General features: G+C 62.4%; 28 protein-coding genes. 16 read left to right on the top strand and 12 right to left on the bottom strand.

Features of this window, described 5'->3' with window-relative positions:
- The first annotated feature begins 2 nt into the window (after positions 1-2).
- Positions 3-488: a CinA family protein gene (locus FQU74_RS08845; RefSeq protein WP_146286023.1), complete on the top strand. Its 486-nt coding sequence runs from the start codon at positions 3-5 to the stop codon at positions 486-488.
- Here FQU74_RS08845 and FQU74_RS08850 read toward each other — a convergent pair.
- Positions 470-922: a type II toxin-antitoxin system RatA family toxin gene (locus tag FQU74_RS08850; RefSeq protein WP_146286024.1), complete on the bottom strand. Its 453-nt coding sequence runs from the start codon at positions 920-922 to the stop codon at positions 470-472. The genes FQU74_RS08845 and FQU74_RS08850 overlap by 19 nt on opposite strands.
- A 65-nt stretch (positions 923-987) precedes the next feature.
- On the opposite strand from FQU74_RS08850, the gene hpt reads away from it, so the two are divergent.
- Entirely contained in the window at positions 988-1,551 is a 564-nt protein-coding gene (hpt, locus tag FQU74_RS08855) for a hypoxanthine phosphoribosyltransferase (RefSeq protein ID WP_146286025.1), read from the top strand.
- A 79-nt stretch (positions 1,552-1,630) separates the two neighbouring features.
- Positions 1,631-2,515: a cytochrome c gene (locus FQU74_RS08860; protein WP_146286026.1), complete on the top strand. Its 885-nt coding sequence runs from the start codon at positions 1,631-1,633 to the stop codon at positions 2,513-2,515.
- 89 nt (positions 2,516-2,604) lie between these two features.
- On the opposite strand, the gene lipA is transcribed toward FQU74_RS08860, so the two are convergent.
- Positions 2,605-3,555, bottom strand: coding sequence for a lipoyl synthase (gene lipA / locus FQU74_RS08865; protein ID WP_146286027.1), 951 nt, complete (start codon positions 3,553-3,555; stop codon positions 2,605-2,607).
- 130 nt (positions 3,556-3,685) lie between these two features.
- On the opposite strand from lipA, the gene FQU74_RS08870 reads away from it, so the two are divergent.
- Positions 3,686-4,372 carry an aquaporin gene (locus FQU74_RS08870; protein WP_146286028.1) on the top strand — a complete coding sequence of 229 codons (687 nt, stop codon included), beginning with the start codon at positions 3,686-3,688 and terminating at the stop codon, positions 4,370-4,372.
- A gap of 114 nt (positions 4,373-4,486) precedes the next feature.
- On the top strand, positions 4,487-5,065 hold the full coding sequence (locus FQU74_RS08875; RefSeq protein ID WP_146286029.1) for a hypothetical protein: 579 nt from the start codon (positions 4,487-4,489) through the stop codon (positions 5,063-5,065).
- A 4-nt stretch (positions 5,066-5,069) separates the two neighbouring features.
- On the opposite strand, the gene FQU74_RS08880 is transcribed toward FQU74_RS08875, so the two are convergent.
- Positions 5,070-6,194 (bottom strand): DUF6456 domain-containing protein, encoded by a 1,125-nt coding sequence (locus tag FQU74_RS08880; protein WP_146286030.1) that lies wholly within the window; start codon positions 6,192-6,194, stop codon positions 5,070-5,072.
- A 225-nt stretch (positions 6,195-6,419) separates the two neighbouring features.
- On the opposite strand from FQU74_RS08880, the gene FQU74_RS08885 reads away from it, so the two are divergent.
- Positions 6,420-6,713: a DUF6477 family protein gene (locus tag FQU74_RS08885; RefSeq protein WP_146286031.1), complete on the top strand. Its 294-nt coding sequence runs from the start codon at positions 6,420-6,422 to the stop codon at positions 6,711-6,713.
- Between the two features lie 56 nt (positions 6,714-6,769).
- On the opposite strand, the gene FQU74_RS08890 is transcribed toward FQU74_RS08885, so the two are convergent.
- On the bottom strand, positions 6,770-8,314 hold the full coding sequence (locus FQU74_RS08890) for a trimethylamine methyltransferase family protein (protein WP_146286032.1): 1,545 nt from the start codon (positions 8,312-8,314) through the stop codon (positions 6,770-6,772).
- 233 nt (positions 8,315-8,547) lie between these two features.
- Between FQU74_RS08890 and guaA the strand changes: the two genes are divergently transcribed.
- Entirely contained in the window at positions 8,548-10,107 is a 1,560-nt protein-coding gene (guaA, locus tag FQU74_RS08895; RefSeq protein ID WP_146286033.1) for a glutamine-hydrolyzing GMP synthase, read from the top strand.
- Positions 10,104-10,382, top strand: a complete 279-nt coding sequence (locus FQU74_RS08900) for a putative quinol monooxygenase (RefSeq protein WP_146286034.1) — start codon at positions 10,104-10,106, stop codon at positions 10,380-10,382. Before guaA ends, FQU74_RS08900 begins: the two co-directional genes overlap by 4 nt.
- A 9-nt stretch (positions 10,383-10,391) precedes the next feature.
- Here the strand turns inward: FQU74_RS08900 and FQU74_RS08905 are convergent, their stop codons facing one another.
- Entirely contained in the window at positions 10,392-11,549 is a 1,158-nt protein-coding gene (locus tag FQU74_RS08905; RefSeq protein WP_146286035.1) for a low temperature requirement protein A, read from the bottom strand.
- A 94-nt stretch (positions 11,550-11,643) separates the two neighbouring features.
- Between FQU74_RS08905 and FQU74_RS08910 the strand changes: the two genes are divergently transcribed.
- The 6 genes from FQU74_RS08910 (at position 11,644) to FQU74_RS08935 (ending at position 17,294) form a co-directional block, all read left to right on the top strand.
- Positions 11,644-12,522 carry a DMT family transporter gene (locus FQU74_RS08910; protein ID WP_146286036.1) on the top strand — a complete coding sequence of 293 codons (879 nt, stop codon included), beginning with the start codon at positions 11,644-11,646 and terminating at the stop codon, positions 12,520-12,522.
- Between the two features lie 108 nt (positions 12,523-12,630).
- Complete coding sequence (locus FQU74_RS08915) at positions 12,631-13,755, top strand: OmpP1/FadL family transporter (RefSeq protein WP_146286037.1); 1,125 nt, start codon at positions 12,631-12,633, stop codon at positions 13,753-13,755.
- Positions 13,756-13,888: 133 nt separating this feature from the next.
- Complete coding sequence (locus FQU74_RS08920) at positions 13,889-14,752, top strand: ATPase (RefSeq protein WP_146286257.1); 864 nt, start codon at positions 13,889-13,891, stop codon at positions 14,750-14,752.
- 46 nt (positions 14,753-14,798) lie between these two features.
- Positions 14,799-15,722 carry a homoserine O-acetyltransferase MetA gene (gene metA / locus FQU74_RS08925; protein WP_146286038.1) on the top strand — a complete coding sequence of 308 codons (924 nt, stop codon included), beginning with the start codon at positions 14,799-14,801 and terminating at the stop codon, positions 15,720-15,722.
- An 86-nt stretch (positions 15,723-15,808) separates the two neighbouring features.
- Entirely contained in the window at positions 15,809-16,690 is an 882-nt protein-coding gene (gene ppk2 / locus FQU74_RS08930) for a polyphosphate kinase 2 (RefSeq protein WP_146286039.1), read from the top strand.
- Positions 16,683-17,294, top strand: coding sequence for a TetR/AcrR family transcriptional regulator (locus FQU74_RS08935; protein WP_146286040.1), 612 nt, complete (start codon positions 16,683-16,685; stop codon positions 17,292-17,294). The genes ppk2 and FQU74_RS08935 overlap by 8 nt, the downstream gene beginning before the upstream one ends.
- A gap of 47 nt (positions 17,295-17,341) precedes the next feature.
- Here FQU74_RS08935 and FQU74_RS08940 read toward each other — a convergent pair whose 3' ends face one another.
- From FQU74_RS08940 to FQU74_RS08955, 4 genes are all read right to left on the bottom strand, one after another.
- The gene (locus tag FQU74_RS08940) at positions 17,342-18,418 is read right to left on the bottom strand and encodes an ABC transporter ATP-binding protein (protein ID WP_188781556.1); all 1,077 of its coding nucleotides are present in this window, start codon (positions 18,416-18,418) and stop codon (positions 17,342-17,344) included.
- Between the two features lie 23 nt (positions 18,419-18,441).
- Entirely contained in the window at positions 18,442-19,251 is an 810-nt protein-coding gene (locus tag FQU74_RS08945) for an ABC transporter permease (protein WP_146286042.1), read from the bottom strand.
- Positions 19,248-20,135, bottom strand: coding sequence for an ABC transporter permease (locus FQU74_RS08950; protein ID WP_146286043.1), 888 nt, complete (start codon positions 20,133-20,135; stop codon positions 19,248-19,250). The genes FQU74_RS08945 and FQU74_RS08950 overlap by 4 nt, the downstream gene beginning before the upstream one ends.
- Before the next feature lie 196 nt (positions 20,136-20,331).
- Entirely contained in the window at positions 20,332-21,735 is a 1,404-nt protein-coding gene (locus FQU74_RS08955; RefSeq protein ID WP_146286044.1) for an aminotransferase-like domain-containing protein, read from the bottom strand.
- Positions 21,736-21,821: 86 nt separating this feature from the next.
- Here FQU74_RS08955 and FQU74_RS08960 point away from each other — a divergent pair, with 86 nt between their 5' ends.
- Positions 21,822-22,049 carry a DUF1127 domain-containing protein gene (locus FQU74_RS08960; RefSeq protein WP_146286045.1) on the top strand — a complete coding sequence of 76 codons (228 nt, stop codon included), beginning with the start codon at positions 21,822-21,824 and terminating at the stop codon, positions 22,047-22,049.
- A 164-nt stretch (positions 22,050-22,213) separates the two neighbouring features.
- On the opposite strand, the gene rpsI is transcribed toward FQU74_RS08960, so the two are convergent.
- The 3 genes from rpsI to FQU74_RS08975 form a co-directional block, all read right to left on the bottom strand.
- Positions 22,214-22,705, bottom strand: coding sequence for a 30S ribosomal protein S9 (gene rpsI, locus FQU74_RS08965; protein ID WP_146286046.1), 492 nt, complete (start codon positions 22,703-22,705; stop codon positions 22,214-22,216).
- A gap of 2 nt (positions 22,706-22,707) precedes the next feature.
- Positions 22,708-23,172 carry a 50S ribosomal protein L13 gene (gene rplM / locus FQU74_RS08970; protein ID WP_146286047.1) on the bottom strand — a complete coding sequence of 155 codons (465 nt, stop codon included), beginning with the start codon at positions 23,170-23,172 and terminating at the stop codon, positions 22,708-22,710.
- A 209-nt stretch (positions 23,173-23,381) separates the two neighbouring features.
- Positions 23,382-24,167, bottom strand: coding sequence for an SseB family protein (locus FQU74_RS08975; protein WP_146286048.1), 786 nt, complete (start codon positions 24,165-24,167; stop codon positions 23,382-23,384).
- A 154-nt stretch (positions 24,168-24,321) separates the two neighbouring features.
- Between FQU74_RS08975 and FQU74_RS08980 the strand changes: the two genes are divergently transcribed.
- Entirely contained in the window at positions 24,322-25,602 is a 1,281-nt protein-coding gene (locus tag FQU74_RS08980) for a Na+/H+ antiporter NhaA (protein WP_158635560.1), read from the top strand.
- The last annotated feature ends 7 nt before the right edge of the window (positions 25,603-25,609 follow it).

The raw sequence follows: 25,609 nt of genomic DNA on the forward strand, positions 1-25,609 counted from the left end.
CGATGATCTGCCAAGAAATTCTGCAGCTTGCGCGGCAAAGTTCAACCATGATCGCCACGGCTGAAAGCTGCACCGGCGGGATGATTGCCGTGGCACTGACGGATATCGCGGGCTCGTCCGATGCTTTTGACCGGGGCTTTGTCACCTATTCCAACGCCGCGAAGATCGACATGCTGGGTGTGCGGGCCGAGACATTGGCCCAGTTCGGCGCCGTCTCTGAAGAAGTCGCGTGCGAGATGGCCGAAGGTGCGCTTTCCCACAGTCGTGCCAAGATCGCTGTATCCGTCACCGGCATCGCCGGTCCCGGTGGGTCAGAATTCAAACCAGAGGGTCGGGTTTGCTTTGGCTTGGCGCAGGATGGTCACCCAACCCGTTGTGAAACCGTCGAATTCGGCGCCATCGGCCGCGCCGGGGTGCGCCTTGCAACGCGCGACCATGCGCTGCACCTGATCCTGAAGGCGCTGCGTGATCAGGCGACAGGCCTGTAAAGATCCGCCGCGCGCTTTTCAAATGCGCGGACAACGCGGTGCATGGCCTCGTTGAAAACGACCCCGATGATGCCTTGCAGGATGGCGTTGCGAAACTCGAAATCGACGAAAAACGTGACTTCACAGCCCCCCGTAACATCTCGGAAGCTCCATCCGCTTTTCAGATATTTGAACGGCCCATCAAGATATTCCGTATCGATCTTCATTTGCGACGGCCAAAGGGTGACCCGGCTGCCAAAGCGTTCGCGGAATACCTTGAAGCTGATGACCAGATCGGCCTCCATCACCTCGCCCCCTTCGATGGGCGTGCGCGAGCGGATCCGCGCCGCTGCGGTCCAAGGCAGAAACTTCGGATAGGCCGCGACGTCCGCGACCAGATCGTACATCTGCTGCGCGGTATAGGGCACAACGCGCGTCTCGTGATGGGTGGGCATGCAGGCTCCAGCGTGACACTGCTGTTGGTAATGTGTAAACCGGCACGGGAAATCAAGAGGCCCGCATGACCGCAAGCGCGACAGAACGCCCCGCCGAACGACCCTATGTGATCGAACAGATGATCTCTGCCAAGGCCATCGCGGCGCGGGTCGAGGGTCTGGCCCGCGAAATCACGGCGCACTATCATGACAGTGACCGCCTGATCGTCGTCGGCCTTTTGCGCGGCTCCTTCATGTTCATCGCCGATCTGGTGCGTGAGATCGACCTGCCAGTCGAGGTCGACTTCCTCGAGGCATCAAGCTACGGCAACGCCGCCCAGTCCAGCAAGGAAGTTCGCATCCTCAAGGACTTGCGCGGTGAAATTGCAGGGCGCGACGTGCTGGTCGTTGAAGATATCGTCGACAGCGGCTTTACCATCTCGCACGTCAAGCGCCTTCTTCTCAGCCGCAATCCAAGGAGGCTCGAGGTCTGCGCGTTGCTCGACAAGCCTTCGCGCCGCGAGGTCGATATCCGGGCGACGTGGACCGGTTTCGAAATCCCCGATGAATTCGTCGTGGGCTACGGGCTCGACTTCGCGCAACGCAACCGCAACCTGCCCTATATCGGCAAGGTGCGGTTTCTGGATTGATCGCCACTGCCGGGCCACGAAACTGTGATAGCGTCGGTCACCTCGGGCAGTTAGCCTTCCTCCAGCCACGGAGGTGCCCATGCGTCTGATCCCAAGCCTTCTTGCCCTTGCCGCGATCGCAGGCGCCGCCGGATGGTGGCTGACCGCGCCAACCCGAGCACCTGCCGCGGCCCTCGCCGATCTCACGGGCGACGCAACCAACGGAGAGTTGGTGTTCTGGGCAACCGGCTGCGCCTCTTGCCACATGGCACCGGGTGCCAAGGGCGAGGCACAGCTCGTGCTGGCCGGTGGGCAAGCCTTTCCGACCGCATTCGGCACCTTCCACGCCCCGAACATCTCGCCCTCAGCCGAGGGGATAGGCGGCTGGACAACCGAAGAGTTCGTCACCGCCGTCACCAAGGGGGTCTCGCCCGGCGGCCAGCACTACTACCCGGCCTTCCCCTACGCAGCCTTCGCCAACATGACGCTGCAGGACGTGGTTGACCTCAAGGCCTTCATCGACACGCTGCCGCAGGATGCGACCCCGGACAAACCGCATGATGTGGGCTTCCCCTTCAATATCCGGCGCAGCCTTGGCGGGTGGAAACTGCTGTTCCTGCGCGAAGGCTGGGTCGTGAACGCCGACCTGACCGAGATTGAGCAACGGGGCCGTTATATCGCCGAGGCGATGGCGCATTGCGGCGAGTGTCACAGCCCGCGCAACGCGCTTGGCGGGATCGAGCGGAGCCGCTGGCTTGCCGGCACGCCGAACCCGGCGGGCGAAGGCAGCATCCCGAACATCACCCCGGCCAAACTGACATGGTCGGAAGACGAGATCGTCGAATATCTGACGACCGGCTTCACGCCCGAATATGACAGCGTCGGGGGACACATGGCGCATGTGGTGGAAAACATGGCACGTCTGCCAGAATCAGATCGCGCCTCGGTCGCCGCCTATCTGAAGAAGGTCCCGCCTGCCGAATAGCAGGCTCACCCTCTTCCTCTTGGATCAAATACCCTGGGGGAGACGCGCCAAAGGCGCGGCGGGGGCAAAGCCCCCCCCTTGCCGATCGCTCAGGCCTGCGAGAGCCGCTCCAGCCGAGCGGCGCGCAGTCGGGCAAAGTCTTCACCGGCATGATAGCTCGACCGGGTCAACGGCGTGGCCGAGACCATCAGAAACCCCTTGCCCCATGCCGCCTTTTCATACGAGGCGAACTCCTCGGGCGTCACGAACCGGTCAACGCGGTGATGCTTGGGCGTCGGTTGCAGATACTGTCCAATGGTCAGGAAATCGACGTCGGCCGCGCGCATGTCGTCCATGACCTGCCGCACGCCCTGCGCATCCTCGCCAAGCCCAACCATGATGCCGGATTTGGTAAAGATGGTGGGGTCGATCTCTTTCACCCGTTGCAGAAGGCGCAGCGAGTGGAAATAGCGCGCTCCCGGACGCACGGTCGGATAGAGGCCCGGCACCGTTTCAAGGTTATGGTTGAACACGTCAGGCTTGGCCGCAACAACCATCTCAAGCGCCGATGCGTCGCATTTCAGGAAATCGGGGGTCAGGATCTCGATCGTGGTGTCGGGCGCGCGGTGGCGGATGGCACGGATGGTCTGGGCAAAGTGCTCCGCGCCGCCATCGGCCAGATCATCCCGGTCAACCGAGGTGATGACCACATGCTTCAGGCCAAGGGTCTGCACGGCATGGGCCACGCGGCCCGGCTCGAACACGTCCAGCGCATCCGGACGGCCCGTCGCCACGTTGCAGAAGGAACAGCCGCGGGTGCAGATATCCCCCATGATCATCATGGTGGCATGGCCCGCGCTCCAGCATTCGCCGACATTGGGGCAACCCGCCTCTTCACAGACGGTGACAAGCCGGTTCGCCTTCAGGATATCGCGGGTTTCCTTGTAGCCCTGCGAGGTCGGCGCCTTCACACGAATCCACGACGGCTTCTTGGGCTGCTCCTGATCGGGCCGATGCGCCTTTTCCGGATGGCGTTGATCGGGAAGCTTTAGATCACGCATCGGAATTTCCCCCTGACGGCTGATATTTCGTGAAATAAGCTGAATCAGTGCGACTGGCAACCGGTACCGCCCAAAACCCTGGCACCGGGGCAGACCGCGCAGCAAATTGAACAGGAAGGAATTGAGGGACATGACAAGAAAACTGGTGGCCGAGGCGATCGGCACTGCAATTCTCGTCTTCTTCGGATGCGGCTCGGCAGTGATCGCGGGTGGCGATATCGGCTTTACCGGCATCTCGCTGGCTTTCGGTCTGGCGATTGTCGCCGCGGCCTATGGGCTTGGAGCGATCTCGGGCGCGCATCTCAACCCGGCGGTCTCGCTTGGCATGGTCACAGCCGGACGCATGGGGATGGGAGAGTTCGTGAACTACGCCATCGCTCAGATCGCTGGTGCCGTGACAGGCGCGGCGATCCTTCTGTTGATCGCAACTGGAAAACCCGATTTCGTTCTCGCGACGAACGGGCTTGGACAGAACGGATTCGGACCGGGGTATCTTGGGGAATACACGCTGCTTGCGGCGCTGGTCTTTGAATTCGTGGCGACCTTCATCTTTGTGACGGTCATCCTTGGCGCGACCGGCCCCGGGGCGGCGCCGGGCTTTGCCGGTCTGGCCATCGGCCTGACGCTGGCAGCGATCCACCTTGTCGGCATCAACGTGACCGGCGTTTCGGTGAACCCCGCGCGTTCAATCGGCCCCGCGGTCTTCGTCGGCGGCAAGGCCATCGCGGATCTGTGGGTGTTCATCGTGGCACCGCTTGCTGGCGGTGCTCTGGCCGGGGTGCTGCATGCCTCGGGTTTGACCCGCGCCGACGGTTAAGACGCACCAGAGAAGGGCGAGGCGCTTCGTCGCCTTGCCCTTGTTCAATTGATCGGGATCAATGCGGAACGAAACGGATGCGGGCATCACGACCCGATCAAACTGGAAACCGCGATGACCATTCCAAACCTGATCCTTGCCCTGGCCGCCCTTCTGCTGATGCCAGGACCGACGAATACGCTGCTGGCCGTGGCAGGTGCCGAGCGCGGACTGCGCGCGGCCCTTTCCCTGATCCCGTTTGAGCTGAGCGCCTATCTTGCCGTGACGGTGCCGCTCGCGCTGATGGGCAATCTGCTTGCAAGCGAAGTGCCCATGCTGAAGCCCGTCCTTGCCGGGCTGGCCGGCATCTGGGTGCTGCTTCTTGCAATCCGGATGTGGCACTTCCGACCAGACACACAGGGAACTTCGGTCACGGCGTGGGGCGTCTTTGTCACCACGCTTCTGAACCCCAAGGGGCTGATCTTCGGTCTGGTCTTGCTCCCCGGCCCCGAGTTGCCGCTGCGTGTGTTCGTGTTTTCCCTGCTGGTAACAGCAATCGCGGCACTTTGGGCAGGCTTTGGATCGCTGGCCACCCTTCGCCCCTCAACCGCACAGAGCGCATCCTTGCGCCTGCGACAGGTCGCGGCAGTCTGGCTGGCCCTGCTCTCCATGGGGCTTCTCTATAGCGCCGCGCAGGCAACCCATCTGTACTAGCCCGTCAACCGATCAGCGGTCCGGAACGGCCATAGGTTTCGATGTAGTGGCGTCGCAGCCGCTGCAGTGCGATCCGCAGGACGATCTTGCCCGACCTCGCCGCCCAGCCCATGCGGCGCTCTGCAACCTCCAACCCCTCCAGATAGCAGCATACCCGCAGGACCACATCGCCCAGACCCGGACCAAGATCGCGCAGGGCAGCCGCAACCCGCTCTCGCGCAGCCCCCGAGGCTCCCTCCATCCCCGTCGCAGGCAGACGCGAGGGGTCAGAGAGAAAACGGTCCCAGATCTGGGTGTCACGGCTTGCCATCTGCGCAAGCTCAAAGTCTTCGCGCAGCCGCTCTGCCGCCTGCACCAGATCGGGAGAGAGGAACAGCGTTCCATCCTTTTCCCGCCGTCGCGCCAGCACCGCAACCGGGCTTTCGGTCAGGGCAAAACGGCTCTTGCGCGTCGCAACCGCCTCGGAGGTCACCGACCCACCATCAATCCGGATCGCCCCACCATCAGCCAGACCGAAGGCGGCATGATGCGACATGCGCCGACGATCTTCCTCGTCGATCAGCGCCTTGAGCGCGGCCCGGCCGGATGCGGAGATCTCATAGCTCGTCAGCCGGCCCTGGGCATTGCGAACCGAAATCCAGTCCTTCAGTGCGAAGGCCTGCGCCAAGGCACGCTCAAGCACGGCGGTCTGCACCATGCGGCCATCGCTGGAGGCGCGCAGGACCACGGCCTTTTCCATATTGGGCGCAATCGCCAGAACGGCACCAGGCTCGGCCAGGCGTCGCAGGATGCGCCGCCCCTCGCGCTGAATTGCCGCCTCGTCTAGCATGATCGATCCTTGGCGCACCGGAGCCGTCATCTGGGGGATATCCTTTCCTTGGGCATCAGGGGTCGACACGGAACCGCTCGTCCTGGTGCGGCACAGGGCCTCCAGCGCCTCATCCACCAGCGGGTCGTCGCGGCGAGCCTCATACCGGCGGATCTGACGCATGACGGTCGAGGCGGCGAGCCCTTCGCGCCGGGCGATCTCGCGCAGCGAGACCCCCTCTCCGGTGTGGCCGAGATACCTTCTGACCGGGGCGGGAAGCCAGGATGGCAGGACACTGACGACGTTGACTTCTGGTTCCATGTTCGACTTTCCGGGCCCGTCCGGAGGTCTGCCCGGAAAAGGACAGTGCAACCGTGCGGGGGTTTGGTTACCCGGCGGTTAACGAAAGCCGTGCCGCCGTGGATGGAACCGACAATCCTTTCGAATTCCTAAACATCTGCTGCGGCGGCGCGCGGTGAATGGGCGCGAAATGCAACGCAGGGTTGCATTGTGCAAGGGTTTGGTCACCGAATTCTGGAGACCTGAATGACTGACCTGCGCGCCCTGATGACCGATTTCCGCCGCCCCGCCATGCTGTTGCGTGCTGCCCGGCTGGGGCTACAGGACTTTCATCGCGAGCGTGATCTGAAACGGCTCTTGCGGATGGACTGCACCGTCGGGCCCGAAAGCACCTTGCCCCGGCTTCTCGATGCCGAGAGCCAGTTGGAAGAAACCCGTCGCGTCGGAGATGCCAGCTATTCGCTGTGCCGGCATATAGAGGTGCTGATCGCACTGATGGCCGAACTGCGCCTGCTGCGTCAGTCCCCGTTGGCCTCGTAAGGCAAATGCAAAGGGCCGGGCAATGCCCGGCCCCGCCTGTTGTCGTCGTCACGCAATCAGATGAAGGCGTCGGGTTCCGCGGCCTTCTTCTGCGCGACATAGGCATCCAGCGCTTCGCGGATGCCATCATCCAGCGCCGGGGCCTGATAGTCACCCAGAAGCTTCTTCACCCGTTCCGATGCCAGCGCCTGCGTATCGCGCGCGCCCTCTTCGTCCCAGGTTTCGAACGGTTTGTAGTCCAGAAGATCAGACCGCCAGAAGGCGGACTTGAAGTTGGCTTGCGTATGGGCGCAGCCCAGATAGTGACCACCCGGCCCGACCTCGCGGATCGCATCCATGCCCTGCCCGTTTTCGTCCATGATGACGCCCTTGGCCAGATGATGCAGGCAGCCCAGCTGATCGGCATCCATGACGAACTTCTCGTAGCTCGACACCAGCCCGCCCTCAAGCCAGCCGCAGGCATGCAGCATGAAGTTCACACCGGCCAGCAGCGCCATGTTCAGGCTGTTCGCCGTCTCATAAGCAGCCTGCGCGTCCGGCAGTTTCGAGCCGCAGAAAGATCCACCCGAACGGTAGGGAAGGCCCAGACGGCGGGCGAGTTGTCCCGCGCCATAGGTGATATGCGCAGCCTCCGGCGTGCCAAAGGTCGGCGCGCCCGAGTTCATGTCGATCGAGGTCACGAAAGCACCGAAGATCACCGGTGCGCCGGGCCGGATCAACTGGCTGTAGGCCACGCCCGCCAGAACCTCGGCCAGAACCTGCGTCAGCGTGCCGGCCACCGTCACCGGTGCCATCGCGCCGCCCACGATAAAGGGGCTGATGATCGCGGCCTGATTGGCCTTCGCATAGACCTCCAGCGCGCCCATCATGACCGAATCAAAGGTCAGCGGGCTGTTGATGTTGATCAGGCTGGTCATCACCGTGTTCTGGTCAACGAAATCCGCCCCGAACAGGATCTTGGACATCTCGACCGAATCCGCGGCACGAACCGGCTCTGTCACCGACCCCATGAAGGGCTTGTCCGACAGCGTCATATGGGCATGCAGCATGTCCAGATGGCGCTTGTTCACCGCCACATCGGTTGGCTCGCAGACGGTTCCACCGGAATGGTGCAGCCACTTGGACATGTAGCCAAGTTTCACGAAGTTGCGGAAATCCTCGATCGTCGCATAGCGGCGACCACCCTCCAGATCACGGACGAAGGGGGGGCCATAGACCGGCGCCAGCACCAGACCCTTGCCACCGATCACCACATTCCGCTCGGGGTTGCGGGCATGCTGGGTGAAGCTTCCCGGCGCGGTAGAGCAGAGCTTGCGGGCCAGACCACGCGGAATATGCACCCGCTCGCCACGCACATCGGCACCAGCGGCCTTCCACAGCGCCAGCGCGCCCGGATTTTCCAGGAAGTTTACACCAATCTCCTCCAGCACCGTCTCGGCGTTGTGCTCGATGATCTGAAGCGCCTCTTCGTTCAGGATCTCGAAATTCGGGATGTTGCGCTCAATGAAGCGCGCGGTCTCGAAGCTGACCCCGGTGCGCTCGGCCCGCCGTGCCGCACCACCACCCCGCGCCCGCCGGCTGCCTGCTGCCACATCACTCATAGAAGAATCCTCCGTTCGCGCCCGCAGGCGCCCGACCTTGCCCCCTATATGCAACCGAAGGCGCGCCAACCGACACCCATTTCCGCCGCATCCGTCCTGAAAACGACATGCAGCCCTTCACGCTGGTTCAAATACCTCACGGGGGGCGCGGCGGTGTGAAACCCCCGCTGCGACAGGGGCCATGGGCGCGATTCCGCCTTGCGATTTTGCCCCTTCAAAGCTAATGCCCGGCCATGACACATCCGCATCAACGCCTGCTTATCATCGACTTCGGCTCTCAGGTCACGCAGCTGATTGCGCGGCGCCTGCGCGAGCTGAACGTCTATTGCGAAATCCACCCCTTCAACCGTGTGGATGACGCCTTCCTCAAGTCCTTTGCACCGCGCGCCGTGATCCTGTCTGGCGGCCCTGCCTCGGTCTATGCGGACGGCGCGCCGATGCCACCGGCGGGGGTCTTTGACCTGGGCGTGCCGATCCTTGGCATCTGCTACGGCCAGCAGGTGATGATGCATTGCCTCGGCGGCAAAGTCGAAGGCGGGCATGGCACGGCCGAGTTTGGCCGCGCCTTTGTCACGCCCACCGCAGACAAGCTCTCGATCCTCGATGGCTGGTTCACGCAAGGCGACGAACAGGTGTGGATGAGCCACGGCGACCACGTCTCGAAACTCGCGCCCGGCTTTCAGGTCTACGGCACCTCGCCGAATGCGCCGTTTGCCATTACCGCTGATGTGGCCCGCAACTTCTATGCCGTGCAGTTCCATCCCGAGGTGCACCACACCCCGCGCGGCGCAAAGCTCTATGAGAACTTCGTGCGTCTTGCGGGCTTCACCAGCGACTGGACCATGTCGTCCTACCGCGAGGACGCGATCGAGAAGATCCGCGCCCAGGTTGGCGACAAACAGGTCATCTGCGGCCTCTCCGGTGGCGTCGACAGTTCGGTCGCAGCCATCCTGATCCATGAGGCCATCGGCGATCAGCTGACCTGCGTCTTTGTCGACCACGGCCTTCTGCGCAAGAACGAGGCGGCAGAAGTCGTCCGCATGTTCCGCGACAACTACAACATCAAGCTCATCCACGCCGATGAGAGCGATCTGTTCCTTGGTGCGCTGGAGGGCATCTCTGACCCTGAAACCAAGCGCAAGACGATCGGGCGGCTGTTCATCGACGTCTTCCAGAAATACGCCAACCAGATCGAGGGCGCCGAGTTTCTGGCACAGGGCACGCTCTATCCCGACGTCATCGAAAGCGTCTCGTTCTCGGGTGGGCCTTCGGTCACGATCAAAAGCCACCACAACGTCGGCGGCCTGCCCGAGAAGATGGGGCTCAAGCTGGTCGAACCCCTGCGCGAGCTGTTCAAGGACGAGGTCCGCGCGCTTGGTCGCGAACTTGGCTTGCCGCAGTCGTTCATCGGCCGCCACCCCTTCCCCGGCCCCGGCCTTGCCATCCGCTGCCCCGGCGAGATCACCCGCGAAAAGCTTGCAATCCTGCGCGAGGCGGATGCGGTCTATATCGACCAGATCCGCAAGCACGGTCTTTATGACGAGATCTGGCAGGCTTTCGCCGCGATCCTTCCGATGAAGACGGTGGGCGTGATGGGCGACGGGCGCACCTACGATTACGCGGTGGCGATCCGCGCGGTGACCAGCGTCGATGGGATGACCGCCGACACCTACCCCTTCACCAATGAGTTCCTGGGCGAAACGATGACCCGCATCATCAACGAGGTGAAGGGCGTGAACCGTGTGTTCTACGACCTGACCTCGAAGCCCCCAGGCACGATCGAGCTGGAATGATCCGGCTGCGCGGTCAGTTGGTCTGCATGACCGCCGAGGAACGCTCGGCGGTGCTTGCCCATATGGGCGAACATATCCGTCTGACGCAGACCGAGCCGGGCTGCCTGTCCTTTGACATCAGCGAAACCGACGATCCGTTCACGTTCGAGGTGATGGAGGCCTTTCGCGACCGCGAGGCCTTTGATCTTCATCAGGCGCGCACGCGCGAGAGCGACTGGTTCATGGCCACCCGCGGTATCCTGCGCGACTTCAGGGTTGAGGAAGTGGGCGACTGATCGCCCGCTTCAATGCACGTCGAGGTGACGCCCGACCGAGCATTGCTCCCAGATCGCGACAAGCACAAGGATCGTGGTCGAGGCAATGTTGAGCGCCAGCAGGTTCATCCATGGCAGGACCAACATCAGGGCCACGCAAAGCCCCAGGCCAACCAGATGCGACAGCGGGAAGTTGCGCCCCGAAATGCGCTTGAACCAGCCATTCCCCGCCAGAAACATCGCAACCCCGCCCAGAACTGACGCAGCCTCGGCAAGGTTTGCCGGATCTGCGGGATGCGCGATCGACCGTTCCGCCCCCACTGCCGTCAGAACGATACCCGCGACAATCGGAATATGGGCATAGGTGAAGGCCAGTCGTGCAAGGCGGCCCGGGTCATCGGAATGCTCGATCTGATGGGCGCCACGTCGAAACCCGACATGGAAATAGACCCACCACAATCCGATTGCCCCGGCCAGCGACGAAAGGAAGGCCACTGTTCCGGGTGTCGTCCACTCCATGCCCGAGAAGGTCGCACCCGACACCAGCAGCGTCTCGCCCAGACAAATGATGACGAACAGCCCGCAACGCTCGGCGATGTGGCCCCCCTTCACGGTCCAGTTCGTCGTAGTGTCGCGTCCCAGTCCGGGCACATATAGCCCGGTCAGCGGACCCGCGTATTCGATGGCAAGCGCGATGGCCCAAAGCTGCAAGCGCCCGTGGTGCGGATCGGCCAGTGCCCCGGCGATCCAGAAGACGGCAGACGCGCAAAACCAGATCGCGATCCGCAGATATGTTCCGCGCAGCAACGCATTGCCTTTGGAGACGACGAACATGAACAGCGAACGCCCCAGTTGCATCGCGATGAAGGCAAGGGCGAACGTCAATCCGCGTTCACCGAAGGCCTGCGGGATCGACATGGAGAGGAACAGCCCCGCCGCCATCAGGGCAAAGAGCAGCCCCCTCACCTCTATCCGTTCGGGATCAAGCCGGTTCAGAACCCAGGTCGTGTAAATCCAGACCCACCAGATCGCCAGAAAGATCAGGGCGGTCTCAAGTGCCCCGGCCAGAGAATAGTGATGCAGCAGAAGGTGGCTGACCTGAGTGATCGCAAAGACGAAGACGAGATCGAAAAACAGTTCGGCAAATCCGACACGGGTGTCGGCATCGCGCAAGATGGGTCTGATCATTGTGATACTCGATCAAGTTCTGTTCGCAGCCAAAGGCTAGGCCTACTGGACAATCCGCGCAAGCGCGGCCACGACTGCCGCGAGGAGCACGCGCATGCAGACCTATCGCCCTATGGCCGCCGCCGTCTGGATGGTCGGTTCCATTTTATCCTTCACCGCTATGGCCATCGCAGGCCGGTCTGTAGCCGCTGTGCATGACACCTTCGAAGTCATGCTCTGGCGGTCTGTCACGGGCTTTGTACTTGTGGTGCTGGTTGCCGGCCTTACGGGCCAGCTTGACGCCGTCCAGACACGCAATCTGCCGCAGCATGTCATGCGAAACGTTGTGCATTTCACCGGACAGAACCTGTGGTTCTGGGCGCTCACCGCGATCCCGCTGGCACAGGTCTTCGCGCTGGAGTTCACCTCGCCGATCTGGGTAATCCTGCTGTCACCACTTTTTCTGGGCGAACGGCTGACGCGGTTCAAACTGCTCGCCGCCGCCATGGGGTTTGCCGGGGCGCTGATCGTGGCTCAGCCCGATTTCAGGTCGCTCGATCCCGGCATGCTGGCGGCTGCCGGCTCTGCCATTTGTTTCGCCTGTACCGCGATTCTGACCAAAAGGCTGACGCGCGGCGAAAGCATTGTCTCGATTCTGTTCTGGCTCACCTTGATGCAGGCTTTCTTTGGACTTGTGGCCGCCTCGCTGGACGGCTCGGTTGCCATGCCGACAACCAAAACCCTGCCCTGGCTTGCCCTGATTGGCGCAGCAGGCGTGATTGCGCATCTCTGTCTGACAAAGGCGCTCGCGCTCGCCCCAGCCAGTATCGTCGTTCCCATCGACTTTGCCCGTCTACCTCTGATTGCATTCGTAGGCGCATCGCTCTACGGTGAGCCCATTAGCCTTGCCGTTCTGGCAGGCGGAACTCTCGTTTTCCTTGCAAACTGGTTGAACATCCGATCCGATGCATGGCAACGGGGTCGCAGTGCGTGACGTAACTTCTTTTTTACGTGGCGTTACGAATTGACCGGGCCAAAATGCGCTGGATAGGGTTTTCTCAACCGGTCGAGGAGGAAGACCGGCACCAACGGGGATGGAAACATGAAGAATTTTACCGCGATCTGCGGAATTCTGTGCGCGATGGCCGGTGCGGCCCATGCTGGCGGGATCGACCGCTCTGGCCAGCCGATCAGCATCATTTTTGAAAAGGGCAACTACGCCGAGTTGAGCTACGGCTGGATCAACCCCAGTGTGTCGGGCAATGACGACGCCATGTTCGGCGGCCGTGCCACCGGCAGCGTCGCGGGGGATCACAACCTGCCGGGGCTCGCGCTGAAGTACGACTTCACCGACAAGCTTTCGGGCGCGATCATCTACGATCAGGCCTATGGCGCAGACATTCTGTACCCCATCGGGCAATCGATCGCCCTGGGTGGCACTAGCGCCCAGATGGACAGCGAAGGTCTGACCGGCCTGCTGCGCTACAAGTTCAACGAGAATTTCTCGGTCCACGGCGGTATCCGGGCCTCGAAGGCAGGTGGCGAAGTGACCTTGGCGGGCCTCGCCTATGGACCGCTCAATGGCTATAACGTCAACTTCGACAACGCCTGGGGCACCGGCTATGTCGCTGGCGTGGCCTACGAGCGGCCCGAGATCGCGCTGCGCGTCGCACTGACCTACTTCTCGAAGGTCGAGCATGAACTCGACACCGTCGAAGCCCTGCCGGTCGGTTTGGGTGGCGCCTCGATCGCCTCGGTGACCACCGTGGACACGCCGCAAGCCTGGCACCTTGATGCCCAGACCGGCGTTGCCGAAGACACGCTGATCTTCGCTAACGTCCGCTGGGTGGACTGGAGCGAGTTCCTGATCAACCCGCAGACCCTTGAGGCGTTGACCGGTCAGGGTCTTGTCAGCCTTGATGATACCACGACCTACACCCTCGGTGTGGGCCGCAAGTTCAACGAGAACTGGTCGGGTACCGCCTTCATTACGTACGAGCCCTCGACAGGTGATGATCTGGTCTCGCCGCTTGCGCCGACCAACGGGTACAAAGGCATCGGCTTTGCCGCGATCTACACGAAGGACAATATGCGTGTGACCGCGGGGGCGCGTTATCTCGATCTGGGTGATGCAGATCCGGAAACCGGCACCCCCGACACCGCCCGCGCCTCGATGACCGGCAACGATGCTGTCGCGCTCGGGATCAAGGTCGGTTTCAGCTTCTGATCGCGACCGATCAGCACGAAACGACATCAAGGCCCCGCGGGATCGGCGGGGCCTTTCTTTATCCAGCATTTTCCGCGTGAATCCGGTTGCGGAACGGGCTAGGAACAGGCCCGGACCGATGGGAAGGCAGATGATGATCTACGCAAGCTCGGCAGAATGGCGCGATGCTGCACGCAAGCGTGTGCTGCTCTTCGGCATGTCGGGTCTGGGCAAGACGCATCTTGCCGCCATGCTTCGCAGCGCCGGTGGCTGGTTTCACTACTCTGTCGACTACCGCATCGGCACCCGATACATGGGCGAATTCATCGCGGACAATTTCAAGCGCGAAGCGATGAAGGTGCCGTTCCTGCGCGAGCTGCTGCTGAGCGACAGCGTCTACATCGCCTCGAACATCACCTTCGACAATCTCGCGCCGCTCTCCACTTATATGGGCAAACCCGGAAACCCCGAGAAGGGCGGCCTGCCCTTTGACGAATACCTGCGCCGGCAAGAGCAGCACCGCGTGGCCGAGGTCGCGGCGCTGACCGATACCACCCGCTTTATCGAGCGCGCCGCCGACATCTATGGCTATGACAATTTCATTTGCGACAGCGGTGGGTCGATCTGCGAAGTCGTGGACCCGTGGAACCCCTCTGATCCGGTGATGACCGAGTTGTCAGAGCATCTGCTGCTTGTCTGGATCAAAGGGTCCGAGGACCATACCGCCGACCTGATCCGGCGCTTTGACCGGGCGCCAAAGCCCATGTACTATCAACCACATTTTCTTGAACGAATGTGGGGCCAGTATCGCGCCGACACGGGGCTTGTTGCAGACCAGGTCGACCCGGATGCCTTTGTCCGCTGGACCTATGCCCAGGCCCTCGCCCATCGCCAGCCGCGCTATCAGGCCATGGCCGATGGCTGGGGCGTGACGGTCACCGCCGAAGAGGTTGCGCAGGTGCGCGACAGCCAAGGCTTCAACGACCTGATCGCCACCGCCATCGACCGCCGCGCTTGAACAGCCCGCCTCCCCTGATTACCTCCTCCGCCGAACGGAGACCGAAATGCCCATTACCCTGCCCGAGAACCTGCCCGCCTTTGACGTCCTCAGCCGCGAGGGCGTGATGGTCATGACACCTGAGCGCGCCGCGCGTCAGGATATTCGCCCGCTGCGCATCGCGCTGCTCAATCTGATGCCCAAGAAGATCCAGACCGAGAACCAGTTTGCCCGGCTGATCGGTGCCACGCCCCTGCAGATCGATTTCCACCTGATCCGCATGACCGAGCATCTGACCAAGAACACGGCCGCCGAGCATATGGAGACCTTCTACCGCCCGTTCGCCGAGGTCGAGGCGAGCGGCGAGAAGTTCGACGGCCTGATCATCACCGGCGCCCCGATCGAGCACCTGCCGTTCGAAGAGGTCACCTATTGGGACGAACTGACCCGCGTCTTCGACTGGACGCAGACCCATGTGCAATCCACCTTCGGCGTCTGCTGGGGCGGCATGGCGATGATCTACCATTTCCACGGGGTCAAGAAGCACATCCTTGACCACAAGGCCTTTGGCTGCTTCCGCCACCGTAACCTTGTCGCGGCCTCGCCCTATCTGCGTGGGTTCTCGGATGACTTCGTGATCCCGGTCAGCCGCTGGACAGAAATGAAGCAGGCCGAGATTGATACGAAGCCCGGTCTGCGCACGCTGCTTGGCTCTGACGAGGTCGGGCCCTGTCTGGTCGAGGATGAGGGACACCGCGCGCTCTATATCTTCAACCATTTTGAATATGAGAGCGACACGCTGAAGCAGGAATATGACCGCGACGTCGCCAACGGCACGCCGATCAATGTGCCAATGAACTACTACCCCGATGACGATCCGTCGCGACCGCCGCTCAACCGCTGGCGCAGCCATGCCCATCTGCTCTACGGCAACTGGGTGAATGAGATCTATCAGAGCACGCCGTTCCGGCTGGACGACATCGGCACCTGACCTGCTACTTGCGCGCCGCGATGTCGCTTGCGGCGCGCCCCTTGGGCCGCCTAGACTTTGGCACTATCCGGAAGGGGAGGATGTGCATGGAACTGCCGTTCGACGGAGCAATCAGCCGGTATTTCGAGAAAGACGCACCAAAGGCCGTGCGAAAGGCGATCAAGGAGGGTGGCGAGCACGACATCCTGTCCAAGGGCTATGCCTATCGGACCGAAATGCCCAAGGCAGACTACGAGCGGACGATGGAGGCGCTTCAGGTCCAACTCGTGCGCATGCAGGCTGGCATCCGCAAGACCGGCCAGCGTGTCATCGTGGTCTTCGAGGGCCGCGACGCCGCAGGCAAGGGCGGCACAATCGGCGCGCTGACCGAAAACCTGAACCCCCGTGGCTGCCAGATCGTCGCGCTGTCCAAACCCTCGGATCGCGAGGCGACGCAATGGTATTTCCAGCGCTACATCGACTGGTTCCCCGGCGCGGGCGAGATCGCGCTCTTCGACCGCAGTTGGTACAATCGCGGCATCGTCGAGCCCGTTTTCGGTTTTTGTACCGATGATCAGCGCGAGGCGTTCTTTCAGCAACTGCCAGATTTTGAACGGCTGATCACGCGTGAGGGGATCATTTTCCTCAAGTTCTGGCTGGATGTCAGCCGGCCCGAGCAATTGCGCCGGATGCTTGCGCGCGAGAAAGACCCGCTGAAGCAGTGGAAGCTGTCGTCCATCGACATCGAGGGGTTGTCGAAGTGGAAGGAATACTGCGATGTGATCGGCGACACGCTGGCGCGTAGTCACCTGCCCGAAGCCCCGTGGACGGTCGTGCGCTCTGATGACAAGCGACGCGCCCGTATCGCGACAATCCAGACCATCCTGCGCGCCGTCGATTTCGAGGGACGCGACAAGGACCTGATCGGCAAGCCCGATCCGCTGATCTGCGGAGGCCCCGAACTGTGGTCCGACGGCGAGAATGACTAAGCGCGGATACCATCACGGCAACCTGCGGCAGGCATTGGTCGAAGCGGCGCTGGCGCTGATCGCCGAACGCGGCCCGCAAGGCTTCAGCCTGTCCGAGGCTGCCAAGCAGGCCGATGTGACACCGGCCGCCGTCTATCGGCATTTCGCCGGTCGGGACGAACTGCTGGCCGAGGTGGCACGGCAAGGATACGAGATCTTCGCCGCATTGATGGAATATGCCTTCGACGAAGGCAAACCCTCCGCACTTGCGGCATTCGAGGCGACTGGCCGAGCCTATCTGGCCTTTGCCCGCAAATACCCCGGCCATTACGTCGCAATGTTTGAAAGCGGTCTTAGCCCACAAGCATGGCCCGAGCTTGCCCCGGTGGCGACCAAGGCCCGTGACGTGCTGGAACGTGCGGCGGCGGGGCTTTCGGGCCACCTGCCCCCTGACCGTCGCCCGCCGCCCTCAATGGTATCGGCCCATGTCTGGGCGATGAGCCACGGCGTAGTCGAGCTTTACATGCGTGGCGCGGCCAAAAGCCCATTTGCACCAGAAGATCTGCTTGAGGCCGGCATTGGCATCTATCTGCGGGGTCTGGGTCTTTTGCCACCTGACAAATGAAAAGGGCCGACGCGTTGCGCCAGCCCTTCGCATTTCCCTAGCCGATCTTAACGGAACAGCACCGCAGCGCTCGGGCTCCAGCCCAGACGTGCCTTGGCGCCGATGTCCAGCACCGGACGCCCCGGCACGTTGCGCATCGACAGACGCAGCGGTTCGGCCGCGCCATCGAGGCGGACGTCGTAATAGGTCATGTCACCGTAGTAAACGACCTCTTCCACCGTGCCGAAAACCTCACGATCGGTCGCATTCTGGCCATCGAACAGGATCGTCAGCGTCTCGGGCCGCAGGCCGATGGTGTTGCCCTCGGACGTGGCGCCGCCCATCACCTGATCGGGCGACAGCGTCATCCGGCCAAAGCCCTGGGCATCGACCTCGACCCCGCTTGCGTCCTCGGACAGAACCGCCGCCGGGGCAAAATTCATCGTGCCGATGAAGTCTGCAACCTTCCGGCTTGCCGGACGACGATACAGCGTCTCCGGGTCGGCAAGCTGGGCGATCTGGCCTTCGAACATCACGGCGATCCGGTCTGACATCACCAGCGCCTCTTCCTGGTCATGGGTCACCAGAATGAAGGTGATGCCAACCTGACGCTGCAGCTTGATCAACTCGACCTGCATCTGTTCGCGCATCTTCTTGTCAAGCGCCGACAGGGGTTCATCGAGCAGCAGCACCTTGGGCTTCAGGATCAGCGCCCGCGCAAGTGCCACACGCTGGCGTTGACCACCCGAAAGCGCATGTGCCGCGCGCTTGCCATAGCCTTTCAGGCCCACCATCTCCAGCGCCTCGGCCACGGCCTTGGCCTTTTCGTCCTTCGAGCGCGGGTCCTTGCGCAAACCGAAACCGACGTTCTCTTCCACCGTCAGGTGGGGGAAGATCGCATAGCTCTGGAACACCATGTTGGTCGGGCGCACGTTGGCCGGCACATTAGCCATATCCTTGCTGTCGATCAGCACGACGCCCGAAGAGATATCCTCGAACCCCGCGATGGTGCGCAGGAGCGTGGTCTTGCCACAGCCCGAAGGCCCAAGCAGAGAGAAGAACTCACCCGCCTTGATAGTGGCGTTGATCCCGCGCAAGGCGTGATAGTCGCCATAATATTTGTGCACATCCCGAAACTCGATCATGTTCGGTTTTTCGGCAGAGAACGTCACAGGAAGCCTCCGGTATCCTTGCCACCCGTCTTGGCGATGCCACGGCGGCGGAAATATTCAGCGATGGTCAGCAGGCAGATCGACACACAGACAAGGATGAACCCGAGCGCCATGACGGCAGGCACCTTGGCCGGGAAGCGGAACTGCCCGAAGATATAGACCGACAGCACCGTCTGGTTGCCGCCGAGGAAGTACGAGATGATGAATTCGTCCAGGCTGATCGTGAAGCAGATCAGCAGCGACGAGATGATGCCGGGCATGACCAGCGGCAGGATGATCAGCCGGAAGGTCGAGGCTGGCGTCTCCCCCAGGTCATAGGCCGCCTCTTCAAGCGAGCGGTCCAGCGACTGGAAGGCCGAGGTCAGGATCGCCATCGCAAAGGGTGTGCACAGCAGCACATGGCCCAGAATGATGGTGAAAAGCGAGAGCGGCACGCCCACCGCCACCAGCACCACAAGCAGGGCCATGGCGAAGATCATCTCGGGCAGCACCATCGGCAACATGATCAGGCCGAGGATCCCGCCCTTGCCCGGAAACTTGTACCGGGTCGAGGCACGGGCCGCGAAGATCCCCAGGATCGTGGCAAAGATCGACGAGGTCACCGCGATCAGCAGCGAATTGCGGAACGCCACGAACAACTGCTGATCCGCCCACATTTCGGCAAACCAGTTTGTGGTGAACCCCTGCAGCGGGAAGGCAATCACCTTGCTGTCGTTGAATGCAAACAGCGGCAGCAGAATGATCGGTGCGTAGAGGAAGATCAGGTAGGCGATCGTGTAGATCTTGAGCGTCGGGTTCCGGTTCATTTCTGCCCCTTCAGGAAACGCTTGTTCAGGAGCAGGAAGGCAACCGATACCAGCGCGACAATCGCCATGGCCGTCATCGCGATGGCCGAGCCGAGCGCCTTGTCGTTCTGCTTGAGCATCACAGCCTCGATCCGGTTTGCGATCATTGGAAGCTTGCCGCCGCCGATCAGCTCGGGCGTCACATAGTCACCGATCGTGGGGATGAAGACGATGAGCACAGCCGCGATCACGCCCGGCATCGACAGGGGCAGCGTCACGCGCCAGAAGGTGCGCAGCTTGCTCTCACCCAGATCCTGCCCGGCCTCAAGCAGCGAGCGGTCGATCTTTTCAAGGCTCACGAAGATCGGCAGGATTGCGAAGGCCGCATAGGCATGGGCCAGCGTCATGATCATGGACCCGATCGAATAGTTGATGATCGTCAGCGGCTCTCCAATGATGCCGAGGCTCATCAGGCCCGAGTTGATGACGCCGTTGTAGCCGAGGATCACCTTCCACAGGAACACCCGGATCAAATACGAGGTCCAGAACGGAATGGTGATCAGGAAAAGCCACAGCGACTTGCGGTCCTGCCGGATGTGGAAGCTGACGAAATACGCCACCGGATAGGCGAGCAGCACCGTGACCAGCGTCACCATCGCCGAAACCGTCAAGGACCGCAGCATCAACGCGCGGTCGATGCGCCCGGTCCAGACCTCGATATAGTTCTGAAAGGTCAGACCGCCGGCGAGACCCGCCTTGCTGTCCACCATCAATGAATACACCACAACGGCAAACAGCGGCGCGGCCAGAAGCAGCGTCGCATAGATTGCCGTCGGGGATATCAGCAGAAGGCCATTGGCGGCTTCTGAACCGCCAAAGCGGCCCTTCTTGGACCCCTGTTCCATCATTCACCCTGTTGAGACCCGCCAAGGCGGAGAAGCTTTTTCATTTTTTGTGGCATGCCGGGCTTGGAAAAAAAAGGGGGCAAATCCCGGGACGCTGCCCATTTCGTGGGGTAAAGAGGGAACGACCACCGAGAAACAATTGATTTTCTGTGGAAAATAATTTGATCATTTTTTTCGTCGGAACGTGCCGGAATCGTCAGACGGCCATGTCGGATGGCGGTTTTTCGAGCAACCGTGCCAGCGTTTCGACCGCCGTCTGATAGCGGTTCAGCGGAATTGCCCCTGCAATGGCAATACGCAGGGCATGGGGTGCGCGACCGTGAATCAGCGCGTATTCATCCGCCTGCCGCACCAGAACCCCCTCGGCTTCCGCTGTGCGGGCAAAGGTTGACCCGCGCCAGCCCGATGGCAACGGGACCCATGCGAAAGGCAGACCGGGTTGCCAGCGCACATCAAAGCGCTGCAATCCGCTGACCAATATCTGCAACCGGCTTGAGAACTCTGCCTGAACCGCGCGCCGCAATTCGGCGGCGGCACCGCTGCGCACAAGGTCAAGCACCAGATCCGACACTGGCCGTGCTAGTGCGAAGAACCCGTGCTGCGCGGTCAACCGCCCAGCCTCGCCCATGCCGACCGGGCAGACCACATAGCCAAAGCGCAGCGCGGGCGAGATGGATTTGGACAGCGAGGCCACATACCAGGTCCGCTCGGGTACGAAGGACCGCAACGACGGAAGATCGCTTTCCGCGATGGAATAGCAGTCATCCTCAACCACCTGCAGGTCATAGCGGCGGGCAATTTCGGCGATACGCGCCCGGCGCTCGGCGCCCATTCGGCTCGCCGTGGGGTTCTGCGCTTCAGGGGTCAGCACAAGGATCTGCGCGCCGTGTCGTTGGCAGGCCGCCTCAAGCGCTTCGGGCACCATGCCCTCACGGTCAATCTCAACCCCCACTACGTCGGCGCGCGTCAACTTGGCTGCGTGACGGATGCCGGGATAGGCCAGATCTTCGGTCAGGATCACGGGTCTATCGCCACGCAGGCAGCACAAGAAGACCAAGAGCAGCGCGTTCTGCCCGCCATGCGTCAGCATGATGTCGTCCGCCGTCACGCCGCCCAGTCGACGATCCGAGAGCCAGTCCACCATGGCAGCCCGCAGCGGCGCCTCACCCCGTTGTGTGGGGTAGTCATCCCAGGAATGCCCAAGATCGGCGCTGATGCGCTGCATCGCGGCCGAAAAAGCCGCACCCTGCCCCACGTCCGGCAACTGCGGCGATCGGAAATCGACCAGCCACGGCTCGGACGACAGGTCGCGCTCCTGAAACAGGGCCTGTGTGGGGCCAAGGCGCGGCGCCCGCGCCGCGACAAAGGTCCCGCGCCCGACCGTCGCCGCCAGCAACCCTTCCTGCGTGGCGAGCTGATAGGCGCGACTGACGGTGCCAGGCGTCACATGCAGATCCCAGGCCAGATCCCGCACCGTGGGCAGCTGCGATCCCGGCGGCAACTCCCCTGCCCGGATCGCCTCACGCAGGGCGCGGGTCAGGGCCAGATACTTCGGGCCGGGAAATTGAGTCAGGTCTGGGCGCCAAGTTGTATCAGTCACAATGTTCCTCTGGCAGCGGCCGGCAAAGTTTTGTATCAATATACTTACGCAATAACGCGCATTGTATCAACACAAAAGGTGCTATCATGGCCCGGTCACAGATGACCGCCCCGACGCTTCGTCCGCTCTCAGTTCAGCCGCTGCCGCCGGTTTCGCGCGTATTCGTCGCGCTGGCGCAGACCGTGCTCACTTGGGAGTTGCGCCGCGCTGGACGCCATGCCCTGCGTGATCTTGATGCGCATCTCCTTGATGACATCGGTCTGACCGCCGTTGACGCGCGGATCGAGGCTGACAAGCCGTTCTGGCAGGACTGACCGCCTGCCTCCTCAACACCGTGATCGGTGTACCCCTGAACTGGCCGGGCTTTGCCCGGCCTTCTTTTTTGCCCCCCCACGCCCCCGAGGGCGCAATCCACCCCCGACCCAAAGCAAAAGGCCCGCGGAAACCGCGGGCCTTTCGGTCTGCCATGGGGCAGAAATCAGCGCTTCGAGAACTGGAAGCTGCGGCGAGCCTTGGCCTTGCCGTACTTCTTGCGTTCCACCACGCGGCTGTCGCGGGTCAGGAAGCCTGCCGCTTTCAGCGCACCGCGCAGCGAGGGTTCGTAAAGCTGCAGGGCTTTCGAGATGCCGTGCTTCACAGCACCAGCCTGGCCCGACAGACCACCACCGGCGACGGTGGCGTACACGTCGAACTGGCCTTCGACATTGGCAACCTGGAAGGGCTGCTTCAGGATCATCTGCAGAACCGGACGGGCGAAGTAGACGGCCATTTCCTTGCCGTTCACCACGACCTTGCCCGAGCCGGGCTTGACCCACACGCGCGCCACAGCGTCTTTACGCTTGCCGGTCGCATAGGAACGACCGAGGGCGTCACGCTTGGGCTCACGCGCAACAGCTTCGGCAACAGCCGGAGCGGCAGCGGCGCCCGAGACGGCCGATTTCAGATCGTCGAGAGATTTGATGTCAGCCATGATCACGCGCTCCGGGTATTTTTCGGGTTCAGCACCTTCACGTCGAGGACGGTCGGTTGCTGCGCTTCATGCGGGTGCTCGGCGCCGGCGTAAACCCGGAGGTTCGCCATTTGCTTGGCGCCCAGCGAGTTGCGGGTGATCATGCGCTCAACGGCCTTGATCACGACGCGCTCGGGGTGCTTGCCTTCAAGGATTTCGCGCGCAGTGCGCGACTTGATGCCGCCCGGGTGGCCGGTGTGCCAGTAGTAGCGCTTGTCGGCGCGCTTGTTGCCGGTCATCTGCACCTTGTCGGCGTTGATGACGATCACGTTGTCACCCATGTCCATATGGGGGGTGAACGTCGGCTTGTTCTTGCCGCGCAGGATGTTGGCGACGATCGTGGCGAGGCGGCCCAGAACAACGCCTTCAGCGTCGATCAGGATCCACTTCTTCTCGATATCCGCCGGTGTAGCGGTGAAGGTTTTCATATCGGAACCCATGGAATTGGCGGGGTAACTGCACCCCGGAATCTCGGATGGGGGCTTTTCCCTGATATCGGCGCGCAGGTCAAGCGCAGTGACATTTATTAAATTACATAAATTCAATGACTTGCAAAATAGGTATCAATATACCCCATGCAACCGCCCTTGATGGGGCCCTTTGCCCCAGCCACAGGCACGGCGCCCGCCCCGCCCTCTTAGCGCAGGACAGGCGGCTTGTCGGGGTTCATGCCGGGCGCCGCGGGCGATGGTGCCTCGGGTGCCTCCGGCACCGGAAGATCGAAGCGCAGCGCCACGCGCGCCAAAGCCTTCGCGGCAACGCTTCCCGATGCAAGGAAGGTTACGTCCATCTCACCCGCCTCGATCCCCGAGAATGTCAGCACCTCGGACGCGGCCCGCGCAAGTGCACCCTCTGCCCCTTCGACCGCGTCGATAAAGGCGAGCACATGGCCCTGACGCCCGTCAGAGTAGCGGACGGTCGCAAGAAGGGCATGTGCCGCAAGCCCGCCTGCCCGCGCCAGTTTGGCATCGAGTCCCGAAAGCAGGCTTTCCGGCAGCGCCCCCGGTGCGGCAAAGGATTCAGGTACCGCCTCCGCCTCGCTTGGGCCATGGGACAGCGCGTCCGCTAGCCAATCCACCGCAAAGGCGGGCAGCAGCAGCGATGAAGGCGCAACCCCAAGGTTGATCCCGAGACCAATGCCCTTGCCCGCCAGAAGCTGCGCGACAACCCGCCCCGGCAGCGCAGCATAGGGGGCTGGCACACCGGTAAATGCCCCAAGCCGTTCTTCATTGTCAAAGATCAGCACAAAGGGTCCGTCCTCAAGCTCGAACACACGCGGCGACAGATCCTCACCCTGTGCTTCCTGCTCAAGCAGCAGGATCATCTCGCCATCGGCCAGGCGCTCGTAGAACCGCAGCCGCGGCGCGTCATCACCGTCCGGAGCGGTGACCATCGCCTCATAGGCCAGATCAAGCGGGGTCATGGCATATCTCCTTGTCCGATGCAGCACCTGTCGCAATGGGCCACGTCTCGTGCTTTGCCTCGGCCTAGCCCCTTGGGCTGCGCCCGGCAAGCGGCGAAATCAGCGCACCCTGGGCGCGCAGGGGCGCAGGCGCAAGCGGGGGCTCGCGCACGGCGTGAGCGCATCGCGCGCGACCATTGCCCTGACGCCCGGTCAACGTTATGCGGAACGCTATCGCAACTGGGCGGCCTCTATGTATCGCGTCTCGACCTTCATCCGGAATTTCGCAATCGCACTGGCTATCGGCAGCCTCGTTGCGACGATTTGGGTGAACCTCTCGCCGGAAAGTTACTACGACGTGATGGAGGCGCGGCTTTTCACGCTGTCCGCCCCCAACTGGATCATGCCTGACCATGCACGGATCACGCTGATCTCGGTCACATCCCAATTGCTGATGGCGCTCTTCTTCTTTCTGCTGGGCAAGGAATTGTGGGAGGCCACGATGCTCGAGCGCGGCGCCTTGCACGGCACGCGTGGCGGGCTTCCCTTTCTGGCGAGCATCGGCGCCGCGGTCGGTGCGGTGGCCGTCTGGATCCTGGTCTCGGCACTGATCGAGACCGCGATGGAGGCCCGGCTTGGCATCGGCTGGCAGGTTCCGATCGGCGGCGACACGATCATCGCCTATGTGATTGGCCGGCAGGTTTTTGGCCGGGGCCACCCTGCCCTGCCGCTGCTTTTGCTTATCTGCATCGGGCTTGACCTGATGGGGCTTCTGGCGCTTGCGCTGCAGGTGCCAGAAACGCCCACGCGTCTGCTGTGGCTGCTTTTGCCGGTCCTTGCCAGTATCGGCGTCTGGTTCTTTGCCGCGCGCCACGCACAGGGCCGGACAGAGCGTGAGCGGCAAGAGGCGCTTCACCTCTGGCCCTATATGCTTGCCGGGGCGATCAGCTGGATCGGAGTTGCTGCGGCAGGACTTCCGGGCGCGCTTGGGCTTTTGCCGGTGATCCCGGCCATCCCGCATGCCCGCCGCGCCTTCGGGATGTTTGCCGAGGCCGAAGAGTTGCTGCACGACCCGCTGAACCGGTTGGCGCATCTGACCATTCGGCCGCTGATGCTGATCCTGTTCCTGTTCGGCCTGACGCGGGGCGGGATCGACCTTGGTGCCTTTGCCCCCACGACGATTGTAACGCTGGCCGCACTCTGGTTCGGAAAGCCGCTTGGTCTTTTGGCCGGGGTGCTGATCGCCACGCGGGTCTTGCGGATGCCCTTGCCGACCGGCGTCGATGCGCCTGACCTGATGCGCATCGGCCTGCTGACCGGGATTGGCTTCACCGTACCGCTGGTGGCGCTGCAGACCGCCTTGCCCGGCGGCGCCATGGCCGAGGCCGCGCGGCTTGGCCTTGCGCTCAGCCTTGTGATGATCCCGGTCGTGCTGGTGCTCTTTCGCACCCGATAGGACCCGG

This window comes from Gemmobacter aquaticus, from assembly GCF_007859075.1.
In the GTDB taxonomy this organism is placed as follows: domain Bacteria; phylum Pseudomonadota; class Alphaproteobacteria; order Rhodobacterales; family Rhodobacteraceae; genus Gemmobacter; species Gemmobacter aquaticus.